Genomic DNA, 12,583 nt, shown 5'->3' on the forward strand with positions numbered 1-12,583 from the left:
TCAATCACCCGCCGATCAATTCCAGCCACTCATCCTCGGTCATGACCTGCACATTGAACTCCCGCGCCTTGTCCAGCTTCGAACCGGCGCCGGGTCCCGCCACGACGATGTCGGTCTTTTTCGAGACCGAGCCGGAGACCTTGGCGCCGAGGCTCTCGGCCTTGGCCTTGGCTTCATCGCGTGTGAATTTTTCCAGCGAGCCGGTGAAAACCACCGTCTTGCCGACGACCGGGCTACCCGAGGTGGTCGGCTGCTCGGCCTCCTGCGGCCGTACCTCGTCAAGCAGCTTCGAGATCACCTCGACGTTGCGCGGCTCCTTGTAGAATTCGACGACGGCGCGGGCGACCACTTCGCCGATGCCTTCTATATTGTTGAGGTCGTTCCACGCGTCGCCCGCAAGCGGGGCGGCTTCCTTCATCCCAGCCTCAAAGGCTTCGTAGGTGCCATAGGAGCGCGCCAAGAGCTTCGCCGTGGTCTCGCCGACATGGCGAATGCCGAGCGCGAAGATGAAGCGATGCAGGGCGATATCGCGCCGCTCGTTGATGGCCGCATAAAGCTTGGAAACGCTGACCTTGCCGAAGCCATCGATATTCTCCAGCTTGGTCAGCGATGACTGCTGCCGCTTCTCCAGGGTGAAGATATCGGGCGCGGTGCGGACCTGCAGCGCCGGGTCGTCGCTTTCGAAGAAGAAATCGATCTGCTTCGAGCCAAGACCCTCGATGTCATAGGCATTGCGCGAAACGAAATGCTTCAGATGTTCCGTCGCCTGCGCCCGGCAGATAAAGCCGCCGGTGCAGCGCGTCACCGCATCGACCTTACCGGTCTTCTCATTGATATCGCGTACCGCATGGCTGCCGCAGACCGGGCATGTCTTGGGGAACTCGTAGGCGACGCTCGACGCCTCCCGCTTCTCCAGCACGACATCGACGATCTGCGGAATAACATCGCCGGCACGCTGCACGATCACCATATCGCCGACGCGGATATCGCGGCCGTCGCGGATCGGTTCACCCTTGTTGCCGATGCCCTTGATGTAGTCGGCATTGTGCAGTGTCGCATTGGTCACCACGACGCCACCAACGGTAATCGGCTCCAGTCGCGCGACCGGCGTCAGAGCGCCCGTCCGGCCGACCTGGATGTCGATATCAAGCAACCGGGTCAACGCCTGTTCAGCCGGGAATTTATGTGCTGTCGCCCAGCGTGGCGAGCGCGAGCGGAAGCCGAGGCGCGCCTGCAATTCCAGGCTGTCGACCTTGTAGACGACGCCGTCGATATCATAATCGAGGTCCGGGCGCTGAAGGCCGATCTCGTCATAGTGAGCGAGAATATCGGCGACCGAGTTCAGCCGTTTCATCAACGGATTGACCGGGAAACCCCATTTCCCGAATGTCTGCACCATGCCGAACTGTGTGTCAGCCGGCATGTCGGACATTTCCCCCCAGGCATAGGCGAAGAACTTCAGCTTGCGGCTGGCCGTCACCTTGGCGTCGAGCTGACGCAGCGAGCCGGCCGCGGTGTTGCGCGGATTGACATAGGTCTGCTTGCCCTCCGCCTCCATCTGCGCGTTTAGCGCCAGGAAATCGCTCTTGGCCATATAGACTTCGCCGCGTATCTCGACGACTGCGGGCGCGCCGGCCGGCAGCGTCTGCGGTATCTCCTTGATGGTGCGGATATTGGCGGTGACGTTTTCCCCGGTCGTGCCATCACCGCGCGTCGCAGCACTCACCATCCGGCCATTCTCGTAGCGGATCGACATCGAGAGCCCATCGATCTTCGGCTCGGCGGTGAAGGCGATAGAGTTGTCGGGCAACCGGCCGAGGAAGCGATAGACGCCGGCGACGAAATCCTGCACGTCTTCCTGCGAGAAAGTATTGTCGAGCGACAGCATCGGCCTTGCGTGCACGACAGGCATGAAGGTTTCGGACGGCGCAGCACCAACCCGCCGCGATGGACTGTCGGCGCGAACGAGTGCTGGAAAGCGCGCTTCGATGGCATCGTTGCGCCGCTTCAGCGCATCATATTCCGCATCCGAAATCTCCGGCGCGTCGTTGCCGTGATAAAGCGCGTCATTGCGCGCGATCTCGGCTGCCAGATAGGCAAGCGCAGCGGCTGCCTCTTCTTCGGTCAAATCTTCGACGGGCTTCTGTTCGCTGCTCATGGATTCGCACTCCCGGATTTCCGAGATGTTTTAGTGAAAATTTGCAGAATGGGAAGTGCGTAGGATGAGGCTTGACGCTCTCAGCCGTTGCCCGCCAACAGTCGCTTGGCCGCCGCCCTCGCCTCTTCGGTAATCGACGCGCCGGCAAGCATGCGGGCGATTTCCTCGGTGCGATCCGTGGGCGCCATGGTGGCGACGCGGGTGGAGATCTTTTCGGAACCGTCGGCAACCGGCCCCTTGGAGATCAGGAGATGCGTGGCAGCGCGCGCCGCAACCTGCGGCGCATGGGTGACGGAAAGCACCTGCACGCGATCGGAAAGCCTCTTGAGCCTCTGGCCAATCGCGTCGGCCACCGCACCGCCAACACCGGTGTCGATTTCGTCGAAGACCAGCGTCGGCGCCGAACCGCGATCGGCCAGCGCCACCTTCAGCGCCAGCAGGAAACGCGACAGTTCGCCGCCGGACGCGACTTTCGTGATCGGTCCCGGACGCGTGCCCGGATTGGTCTGCACATGAAATTCGATGACATCGATGCCCTCGGCCGTGGCCCCTTCGGCATCCGTGGTGATTTCCACCATGAAGCGCGCCCGTTCCAGCTTCAGCGCCGGCAGTTCGGCCATGACGGCGGCGGCAAGCGCCTCACCGGCATGATGACGCTTTTCGGAGAGGCTGTGCGCGGCGGCATCATAGGCCGCCTTGGCGACGGCCAGTTCGGCATCCAGCCGTGCCAGCCGCTCTTCTCCGGCATCGAGATCGGCGAGATCGGCAATCATCTTCACGGCCAACGCCGGCAGCTCCGTCACCGGCACGGAATATTTGCGCGAAGCGGCGCGCAGTGCAAACAACCGCTCCTCGACCCGTTCCAGTTCACGCGGATCGTATTCGGTCTTGCGGAGAGCCGCTTCCACTTCCATCTGCGCATTGGAAAGCTGGTCCAGCGCCGCATCCAGCAGGGCTACCGTGTCTTCAAGCAGGCCCGGCGCCTCATGGCTCTTACGCTCCAGCCGGCGTACCAGCGAGGCGATATGGGGCACCGGAGAGGCATTGCCATTCAGGAATTCGGAAGCTTCGGCGATGTCGCCGGCAATGCGTTCGGCTTTCATCATCCGCGAGCGCTTCTCGGCCAGCTCATCCTCTTCGCCATCCTGCGGCGACAGCTTCTCCAGCTCCTCGACCGCCGCGCGGATATAATCGGCTTCGCGGGCGGCATTTTCCACCTGCTCGCGCTGCTTCCTGAGCGTCCGCTCGGTGTCGCGCCAGACCTTGTAGAGCCGCCCGACACCCTGCACGTCCTCGGCAATACCGGCGAAAGCGTCGAGCAGCATGCGATGCGCGTCGGTGTCGACCAGAGCGCGATCGTCATGCTGTCCATGAATTTCGACGAGGAGCTGGCCGGCCTGGCGCATCAGCTGAACGCTGAGCGGCTGGTCATTTACGAAAGCCTTGGTGCGGCCGTCGGCGGATTGGGTGCGACGGAAAATCAGGTCGCCATCGTCGTCGATGCCGTTTTCGCGCAGAAGCTTGCGAGCGGCATGCTGCATGCCAACATCGAACACCGCGGTCACCTGACCGCGTTCCTCGCCATGGCGTACGAGATCGCCATCGCCGCGCCCGCCAAGGGCCAGCGACAGACTGTCAAGCAGGATGGATTTGCCCGCGCCCGTCTCGCCGGTCAGCACCGAGAGCCCGGTCTCGAAGGCAAGATCCAGCCGCTCGATCAAGACGATATCGCGGATCGAAAGCTGGATCAGCATGCGCGCTCAATCTCACGTCCCAAGAAGAAGTTTCTTGCCCGCCTTCGAAATCCAGGAGCCTTCGTTTTCATTCGGCGAAAGGCCGCCAGTCTTCAGAAGCTTGAAGGAATCGGCGTACCAACGGCTATCCGGATAGTTGTGACCCAGAACCGCGGCTGCCGTCTGTGCTTCCTGAACGATGCCCATGGCATAATAGGCTTCAACCAGGCGAGCCAGAGCCTCTTCGATCTGATTCGTCGTCGGGTATTGCTCGATGACAATACGGAAGCGGGAGATGGCCGCAAGGTAATCCTTGCGCTCAAGATAGTAACGGCCGATCTGCATTTCCTTGCCGGCGAGCTGGTCGCGGGCAAAACGGATCTTGGCCTGCGCATCGCTGACATATTGCGAGCTCGGATAGTTGGTGACGACCTTGCTCATCGCCTCGATCGTCTGCTGCGCCGCGCGCTGATCCTGCGTTACGCTGACGATCTGCTTGGCATAGGACGAACCAACGAGATACTGCACGTAATCGGCATCTTCAGAGCCGGGATATTGCTTGAGATAGCTATTACCCGACTGCACGGCGTCGTCGTAACGGCCGGTGCGATACTTGACGAAGGTGCTCATCACCAGCGCCTTGCGCGCCCATTCGGAGAACGGCTGCTGCTGGTTGATGGCGTCGAACTTACGTCCGGCTTCCGCCATGTTGCCGGCCTTGATGTTAGCAAGGCCTTGATTATAGAGGGTTTCCGGCGGATCGGTCTCGACACCGAGCTTACTGATGTCGATGTCCTTGTCCGTATTGCAACCAGTTACCACCGCACCGGTACCGGCCAGGAGAAGCGATACGAGCAAAGCCCGTGCTGTAATCTTCATGCTTTCAGACCCTGAAAAACCCATCGGATGACTGTCCCACTAGCCGTTGTTGCGGAAACGGCGTTCTCTCGCTGGCGTTTCTAGCCGCAAAAGCACCATCAGGGCAACGCAATGATGAAGCATTAACGCATTTTTGTGGCAAAGCCCGCCGAATGGCAGGCTTTAATCGTTGTATCGACAAGAGATTTCTTTCCGGGACACCCGATTGCGAGAAAGTGCTCGACCTCCAGGCGCCACCCGCGAATCTCCTGTCAAAAAAAGAGCCGCCCCCTTGCGGGAGCGGCGACTTTACTCACCTGGATTTCTGGAGGTCACGCCGACCAGGGAGCGAATTCGGCAGCATTCACGGTGACGAAATCGCGGCTGTGTGCGCGCTGACGCGGGGCCGAGGTTTCGACGACATCATAGGCGGACGGATCGCTCAACAGCGCCTTCAGTGCGTTTGCATTCATGCGGTGACCTCCGCGATAGGAACGGTAGCAGCCAATGAACTGCGTGCCGGCCAGCGCCAGATCACCAACGGCGTCCAGCGTCTTGTGGCGGACGAACTCGTCCTTGGCATAACGCAGGCCTTCGACATTGATCACCGTGTTGTCGTCGGAGATGACGACGGAATTTTCCAGCGAAGAGCCGAGTGCATGACCGGAAGCCCAGAGCCGCTCGACATCACGCATGAAGCCGAAAGTACGGGCGCGCGACAGCTCCTTCTTGAAGGTCTCGGCAGTCATGTCGCCTTCCCACTTCTGGCGGCCGATCAGCGGGCAATCGAAGTCGATCTCGACTTCGAAGCGCGTACCGTCATAGGGGCGGAATTCGCACCAGGAACCGCCGGCTTCGATACGAACCGGCTTGGTGACGCGAATGTAGCGGCGCTTGACGCCGAGCGAAACGATGCCGACCTGCTCGATGGCTTCGATGAAAGGATAGGAGCTGCCGTCCATGATCGGCATTTCCGCGCCGGTGACTTCGACGATGACATTGTCGAGGCCGATCGCGTAGATCGCCGCCATGACATGCTCGACCGTCGCGACCGAGCGCGCCGGAGAGAAACCGAGAACCGTGCAAAGATCGGTATTGCCAACCTGCGAGGAAACCGCGCGCAGTTCCGTCACGTCGCCATTGTCATGCATACGCTGGAAAATGACGCCTGTGCCAGCTTCCGCCGGGTAGAACGTGATCGACACGTTGGCGCCGGAATGAACGCCGATACCCGAAAGTGTCACGGGATTTGCAATGGTGGTCTGAAAACCCAGCAATCCGATTGCCATATAAAATCTGCCTTCGTCTGTCTGTACCAAGCCGGGGCGGTCACCTTTGGACCCCTGCCTCATTGCCGGTTCAGTCTGATACCTAGTCCGCGGAAACCACATGCAATTATTGCCGGATGCGATTCCGCAGGCTCGCTTGCCCCTTACATACGCGCGGGGGGATCGCATTCCAAATCACTGTTTCTTTCGCTTTGTTACGAAAGCAGATGATTGAATTTGCTAGGTAATTTTAAGATTAAAGACAGGCCCAAAAAACGAAATCCGGGGCTCGTGAGCCCCGGATTCACCAAACATGGTTAGCATCCTATTAAAAGGATGTCTTGGACCGGATCAGTTCGACTGCCGGCGCAGGAAGGCCGGGATTTCGAGCTGGTCGTCTTCCTGGTTCGTCATACGAGCCTGCGGAACCTGACGGCCCTGGTCATCGAGCTGGCCACGACGCGGCGCGTAGAGGCTGGCCTCCGGCGACGGTGCGCGGCGCTGCTGCGGGGCAGCAGCCGGAGCCGAAGCCGTCATGTCGTTGAAAGCCGGGTCCTCGTCGCGGCGGCCGAGCGAATTGGTGATTCGCTTCAGCAGGCCCATCGGACCACGCTCCTCGGCAGCCTGAGCGGTAACCGGCTGAGCGCGATGCTCCATCTCGGCCTTAACGACCGGCGGAAAATCCTCGACCTTCGGCATGCGGACCTGCTCGACAGCCTGCCGAACGATCGGCTGCTGCATCACAGGCTGCTGGTACGCGGCCGGCTGGGGCTGCGGCTGAACCGGAGCCTGACGCACCGGCTGAGCCTCGGGTGCGGCTGCGAAGATGCGGCTCTGCGGACGGAAGCTTTCCTCCTGAACGACAGGCTGCTGCTGCATGACCGGCTGCGGAGCGGGAACCTGACGAGCTCCCATCTGGATTTCCAATTCGCGTTCCATGTCGGCTTCCGCCATGCGAATGGTCTGCGCGATCGGATCAACGGCTCTCGGAGCCGGTGCAACAGGAGCCTGGTTGACCTGAGCCTGTGCGGTATGGGCCTGCGCGACATGGGCAGGCTGGGCTGCGGCCGCTGCCGGAGCGGCGGCCGCGGAGGGACGGATAGCCGGCTTTGCGACCGGGCGGAATTCCATATTCCGTTCGGCAGCTTCGTTCATCGCGCGATCGATACCGGTCGCAACGACGGAGACGCGGATGATGCCTTCCAGCGATTCGTCGAAAGTGGCGCCGAGGATGATGTTGGCGTCCGGATCGACTTCTTCGCGGATGCGGGTCGCAGCTTCGTCGACTTCGAAGAGCGTCAGGTCACGGCCGCCGGTGATCGAGATCAGCAGGCCCTGCGCGCCCTTCATCGAGGTTTCGTCGAGCAGCGGGTTGGCGATAGCCGCTTCCGCAGCCTGCATCGCGCGGCCCTGGCCGGAGGCTTCGCCGGTCCCCATCATTGCGCGGCCCATTTCGCGCATGACCGAACGGACGTCGGCGAAGTCGAGGTTGATAAGACCTTCCTTCACCATCAGGTCGGTGATGCAGGCAACGCCCGAATAGAGAACCTGGTCGGCCATCGAGAACGCGTCGGCGAAGGTCGTCTTGTCATTGGCGATGCGGAACAGGTTCTGGTTCGGAATGACGATCAGCGTGTCGACCGACTTCTGCAGTTCCTGGATGCCCATTTCAGCAAGCCGCATGCGGCGGCCGCCTTCGAAGTGGAACGGCTTGGTGACGACGCCGACGGTCAGGATACCCTTGTTGCGGGCTGCCTGTGCAACGACCGGTGCAGCGCCCGTGCCCGTGCCGCCGCCCATGCCGGCGGTGACGAAGCACATGTGGGTGCCGTTCAGGTGGTCGATGATCTCGTCGATGCATTCTTCAGCGGCGGCGCGGCCGACTTCCGGCTGCGAACCAGCACCGAGGCCTTCGGTGACGTTAACGCCGAGCTGGATGATCCGCTCCGCCTTCGTCATCGTCAAAGCCTGTGCATCCGTGTTGGCGACGACGAAATCGACGCCCTGCAAGCCTGCCGTGATCATGTTGTTGACGGCATTGCCGCCACCACCACCAACACCGAACACGGTGATCCGCGGCTTCAGCTCGGTGATATCTGGCTTATGCAGCTTGATAGTCATTGTACCCGTTCCTTCTCTTTATGGCCGCATCGCCACGCCGGCCAATTCACTATATTTCATTCGCCTGACCCCTGCCCGGAAAGCGCTTGTCGCGATCCGGGATCAGGCACTCAGAAACTCTCCTTCAGCCATTGACCAACGCGGCCGATACGGCTGTTGTTACCTCCAAGCGACGAGAGCAGACCGCTGCCCGCCGCGTGTGTCTCCATGTCCGCGACCTGCGGATAGATCATCAGTCCGACCGCCGTCGAAAAGGCCGGGCCCTTGGCCGCCGTCGGCAGACCGGACACGCCCATCGGGCGACCGATGCGGACGTTGCGGGCAAGAATACGCCGTGCCACGTCCGGCAAGCCGGTCAACTGGCTGGCGCCGCCCGTCAGCACGACGCGCTTGCCGACGATCGGGCTGAAGCCCGAGCGCTGGATACGGTCGCGGATCAGCTCCAGCGTCTCTTCGATGCGGGCTCTGACGATGCGCGACACCAGCGCCTTCGGCACCTGTGTCGGCTGGTCGCGTTCATCCTCGCCGATCGGCGGGATGGAAATCAGTTCGCGCTCTTCCGAGGAATTGGCGAGCGCCGAGGCATGCACGACTTTCAGCCGCTCGGCATCCTCGATGCGGGTCGAAAGACCGCGCGCGAGGTCGGTGGTAACGTGATGCCCGCCAAGGCTGACGGCATCGGTATGCACCAGCTTGCCTTCGGCGAAGACCGAGATCGTCGTCGTGCCACCGCCCATGTCGATGGCGGCGCAGCCGAGCTCGACTTCGTCGTCGACGAGAGCCGCAAGGCCACTGGCATAAGGCGTTGCGACCATGCCCTCGACCGACAGATGCGCCCGGTTAATGCAAAGCTCGAGATTGCGAAGCGCTGCCCGCTCGGCGGTCACGACATGCATGTCGACGCCCAGCTCATCGCCGAACATCGCCAGCGGATCGCGAATGCCGCGTTCGCCGTCGAGCGAATAACCGGTTGCCAGCGAATGCAAAATGGCGCGCTCCTGGCGGAGCGACTGCTGGCAAGCGGCGGAAAGAACCTTCTTCAGATCGCTGGATTCAACTTCCTGGCCGCCGAGATCGATGGTGGCCGTATAGATGTCGCTGCCGAGACGACCGGCGGAAACATTGACGATCAGGCTATCGACGGTGAGGCCAGCCATGCGCTCGGCCGCATCGACCGACAAGCGGACAACGTTTTCCAGCGCATCGAGATCGGCGATCACACCGGTCTTGATGCCGCGCGAGCGCTGATGGCCGATGCCGATGATCTCGATATGATGCGTGCGGTTCGGAAGAACCTGGCTTTCCTCGCGCGGCGTAAGCCGGCCGATCATGCAGACGACCTTGGTCGAGCCGATGTCGAGGACCGATACGATATGCGACCGCTTGGAGGACAGCGGCTTCAGACGCGGCAGACCGAAATGGGACGAGTTGAACAAGCTCATGTATCCTGCCCTGCTTTCTTCAAAGCCTTGGTTCTTGCATCCACTGCCGCCTGGCGACGAACCACTGCATCCGGGGTCAATTCAATGGCCATGCGATCGTCGAGACGAAGATCCACGGCGGCGATATCGCGCTGCAACAGGTTCTGGTCCTTGTCGATCCTGGTCAGTCGGGCCAGCGCGCCATCGATATTGTCTTCAGGCAATTTGACGATCACGCCATTGTCGAGATAGAGGTCCCAACGACGGCCGGCGACACGCACGAACGCCTTCACATGGCTGCGGACATCCGGCCATTTGGCAAAGGCTTCATCGATCGATGCCGCGGCCGTTTCCGCATCGCGACCGACGAACAGCGGCAGCTTGGCGAACTTGTTGTCGCGCAGCGGCGCGATCACGCTGCCGTCCTTCTGGATCAGCGACAGTTCGGAACCGTGCTGCCATATGGCGTAAGCCTTGCGCTCCGTGAGCTTCACTTCGATAGCCTTCGGATAGACCTTGCGGACTTCAACGTTCTCAACCCACGGCAAATTGGCAATCTTCTGGCGCGCCGCATCGGCATTGAGCGCCACCAGCGATGTGGTGCCGTCGAGACCGAGAAGCTGCAGGATTTCGATTTCCGAAGTCTGATCGTTGCCGGAAACCTTCACGTCTTCGATGGCAAAGCCGGCAGCCGAAGTCGTCGCCTGCGCGACATCCTGCGCATGACCGCCGATCGACATGCCGTAAAAGCCGGTCGCAGCGAACAGAGCAAGCGCGGAGACCGTACCGGTATGCGCCGGAATATTGACGCGACCCGAACCGAGGCTCACGAGGAAGCGCACGACGCGACGCATCGGCCGCGGCAATACGAATGCATCCTCGACATCATCGATCTCGAGCTGGACACGGTGGCGGGACCGCCTCATATTTTTGACCGTCAGCGCGAACAAGACGAGTCCTCCACCATCCACCGGAGAAATTCACCAAAAGAATAGCCGGCATGAGCCGCCATTTCGGGCAACAACGAGGTAGGCGTCATGCCTGGCTGGGTATTGATTTCCAACCAGATAAGCTCACCCTCCTCAGAGAAGCGATCGTCAAAACGGAAGTCAGACCGGCTGACGCCACGGCAGCCGATAGCTTGATGCGCCCTTAATGCCAATAATTGTATCTTTTGGTAAAGATTCGGTGAAATTTCCGCAGGGATGACGTGTTTTGAACCACCCGCCGCATATTTGGAGTCGTAGTCGTAGAAGCTATGCCCCTGCGGCACGATCTCGGTGACACCAAGCGCCATATCGCCCATGACACCGCAGGTCAGTTCGCGGCCATGGATATAACGCTCGACCAGAACCTCATCGCCATATCGCCACTCCGACGACGTAATGATCTGCGGCGGGTGCGTCTGATCTTCCTTGACAATCACGACGCCGAAGCTGGACCCTTCCCGCACCGGCTTGACGACGTAAGGCGGCAGCATCGGATGCTCGCCGGCAATAGCAAAGCGGTTCAGAACAAGCGAAGCAGCAACGGGAACGCCGGCCGCAGCCGCAACGGTCTTGGCGCGCGCCTTATCCATCGCCAGCGCCGAAGCCATCACGCCGGAATGTGTGTAGGGAATTTGCAGATATTCGAGAACACCCTGGATCGTGCCATCCTCACCAAAGGGGCCGTGCAGCGCATTGAAAACGACATCGGGCTCCAGGTCAGCAAGACGCGCGGATACATCGCGCTCGACGTCGACGCGCGTGACGCGATAGCCTTCGGCTTCGAGGGCATCAGCGCATGCTTTTCCCGAGGACAGGCTGACAGGCCTCTCCGAGGAAAATCCGCCCAAAAGGACAGCCACATGCTTGCCACCCATCAATACCCCCAGTTCACCATCTTCAACTGACGTCCGTTCGGTCCGTCTGGCAGCGATTCTCGCCGCCTCTTCTGTAACCCGATTAGAACGACATTAAGGTTAATGAAGCGTTTACTTTCGTTAACTTTTGACCGCTCTCGCTGAAATCGATTTTCTCGAATCAAATCGACCTAAAGAATTCTGCCATTAGAATCAGAGAGTTGCTACTTTGGAAATATCCGCCTTTAGATTTTTTTAAACAAACAGGCCCGCGACGGGGTATCCGGCGCGGGCCATGGCAAGGGTTATGACACCCTACCCTCAGTCCTTATCGTCGACCAATTTCCAGACGAGGCCACCGATCGCCCCGCCGACGATCGGAGCGACCCAGAACAACCAAAGCTGCTGCAACGCCCAGCCACCGACGAACAACGCCTGCCCTGTCGAACGGGCCGGATTGACCGACGTATTGGTGATCGGGATCGAGATCAGATGGATCAGCGTCAGCGCGAGGCCGATGGCGATCGGTGCAAAACCCGCCGGCACCTTGCTGCTGGTCGAGCCGAGAATCACGACCAGGAAGAACAGCGTCAGGACGATTTCGGCAACCAGTGCCGAAACCAGCGAATAGCCGCCCGGCGAATGTTCACCATAGCCATTGGCCGCAAAGCCTCCGAGCTGGAAATCCGCCTTGCCGCTGGCGATCAGATAAAGCACGGCCGCCGCCGCGATAGCGCCGATCACCTGCGCGACGATATAGGGAATGAGCTGCGAACCTGGGAAACGACCCGCAACCGTGAGCCCGACGGAAACCGCCGGATTGAAATGGCCGCCCGAAACACCGCCGACCGCATAGGCCATGGTGAGTACGGTCAAGCCGAACGCCAGTGCAACGCCCAGAAAACCAATGCCAAGGCCTGGAAACGCCGCTGCGAAGATTGCACTTCCGCAGCCGCCGAATACAAGCCAGAACGTCCCAAGAAACTCCGCAATAAGCTTTTTCTGCATGAACCCCTTCTCCTTTGCCCTAGACCAAAGCGAAAGTTTGCCATTTGCGGAAAATAGAGTCTTTCCCAACCCGCCGATTGGATGCCTACAAAAAGGGCAAACACTCGCCTAACTGCTTGCGACTCAACGATTACGGCTAAATAGTAGCACGCATTTGTTGATTTCTTGCTTTT

At 60.5% G+C, this 12,583-nt stretch carries 9 protein-coding genes; all 9 read right to left on the reverse strand.

From position 1 onward, the window contains the following. Nucleotides 1-4: 4 nt before the first annotated feature. The 9 genes from ligA to aqpZ all read right to left on the reverse strand — a co-directional run bounded on the left by ligA (nucleotide 5) and on the right by aqpZ (nucleotide 12,410). The gene (ligA, locus tag AC1RO0_RS03525) at nucleotides 5-2,158 is read right to left on the reverse strand and encodes an NAD-dependent DNA ligase LigA (RefSeq protein WP_498591559.1); all 2,154 of its coding nucleotides are present in this window, start codon (nucleotides 2,156-2,158) and stop codon (nucleotides 5-7) included. Nucleotides 2,159-2,238: 80 nt separating this feature from the next. Next, nucleotides 2,239-3,912 carry a DNA repair protein RecN gene (recN, locus tag AC1RO0_RS03530; protein ID WP_498591560.1) on the reverse strand — a complete coding sequence of 558 codons (1,674 nt, stop codon included), beginning with the start codon at nucleotides 3,910-3,912 and terminating at the stop codon, nucleotides 2,239-2,241. Between the two features lie 12 nt (nucleotides 3,913-3,924). Next, nucleotides 3,925-4,794 (reverse strand): outer membrane protein assembly factor BamD, encoded by an 870-nt coding sequence (locus AC1RO0_RS03535; RefSeq protein WP_498591561.1) that lies wholly within the window; start codon nucleotides 4,792-4,794, stop codon nucleotides 3,925-3,927. 287 nt (nucleotides 4,795-5,081) lie between these two features. Then, nucleotides 5,082-6,038, reverse strand: a complete 957-nt coding sequence (gene lpxC / locus AC1RO0_RS03540) for a UDP-3-O-acyl-N-acetylglucosamine deacetylase (RefSeq protein ID WP_153365237.1) — start codon at nucleotides 6,036-6,038, stop codon at nucleotides 5,082-5,084. 330 nt (nucleotides 6,039-6,368) lie between these two features. After that, the gene (gene ftsZ, locus AC1RO0_RS03545) at nucleotides 6,369-8,138 is read right to left on the reverse strand and encodes a cell division protein FtsZ (RefSeq protein WP_498591562.1); all 1,770 of its coding nucleotides are present in this window, start codon (nucleotides 8,136-8,138) and stop codon (nucleotides 6,369-6,371) included. Between the two features lie 110 nt (nucleotides 8,139-8,248). Then, the gene (gene ftsA, locus AC1RO0_RS03550; RefSeq protein ID WP_498591563.1) at nucleotides 8,249-9,580 is read right to left on the reverse strand and encodes a cell division protein FtsA; all 1,332 of its coding nucleotides are present in this window, start codon (nucleotides 9,578-9,580) and stop codon (nucleotides 8,249-8,251) included. After that, nucleotides 9,577-10,509: a cell division protein FtsQ/DivIB gene (locus tag AC1RO0_RS03555; protein WP_498591564.1), complete on the reverse strand. Its 933-nt coding sequence runs from the start codon at nucleotides 10,507-10,509 to the stop codon at nucleotides 9,577-9,579. Before AC1RO0_RS03555 ends, ftsA begins: the two co-directional genes overlap by 4 nt. Continuing rightward, the gene (locus AC1RO0_RS03560; protein ID WP_498591565.1) at nucleotides 10,497-11,423 is read right to left on the reverse strand and encodes a D-alanine--D-alanine ligase; all 927 of its coding nucleotides are present in this window, start codon (nucleotides 11,421-11,423) and stop codon (nucleotides 10,497-10,499) included. Before AC1RO0_RS03560 ends, AC1RO0_RS03555 begins: the two co-directional genes overlap by 13 nt. A 300-nt stretch (nucleotides 11,424-11,723) precedes the next feature. Beyond that, nucleotides 11,724-12,410 (reverse strand): aquaporin Z, encoded by a 687-nt coding sequence (aqpZ, locus tag AC1RO0_RS03565; protein WP_007697167.1) that lies wholly within the window; start codon nucleotides 12,408-12,410, stop codon nucleotides 11,724-11,726. Nucleotides 12,411-12,583: the final 173 nt, after the last annotated feature.

This window comes from Rhizobium sp. GW821-FHT14E12 (genome assembly GCF_058803745.1).

Coding starts and splice junctions, on each gene's coding strand:
- ligA (WP_498591559.1), bottom strand. CDS start 2,158: ATGAGCAGCGAACAGAAGCCCGTCGAAGATTTGACCGAAGAAGAGGCA.
- ftsZ (WP_498591562.1), bottom strand. CDS start 8,138: ATGACTATCAAGCTGCATAAGCCAGATATCACCGAGCTGAAGCCGCGG.
- AC1RO0_RS03560 (WP_498591565.1), bottom strand. CDS start 11,423: ATGGGTGGCAAGCATGTGGCTGTCCTTTTGGGCGGATTTTCCTCGGAG.
- ftsA (WP_498591563.1), bottom strand. CDS start 9,580: ATGAGCTTGTTCAACTCGTCCCATTTCGGTCTGCCGCGTCTGAAGCCG.
- lpxC (WP_153365237.1), bottom strand. CDS start 6,038: ATGGCAATCGGATTGCTGGGTTTTCAGACCACCATTGCAAATCCCGTG.
- aqpZ (WP_007697167.1), bottom strand. CDS start 12,410: ATGCAGAAAAAGCTTATTGCGGAGTTTCTTGGGACGTTCTGGCTTGTA.
- recN (WP_498591560.1), bottom strand. CDS start 3,912: ATGCTGATCCAGCTTTCGATCCGCGATATCGTCTTGATCGAGCGGCTG.
- AC1RO0_RS03535 (WP_498591561.1), bottom strand. CDS start 4,794: ATGGGTTTTTCAGGGTCTGAAAGCATGAAGATTACAGCACGGGCTTTG.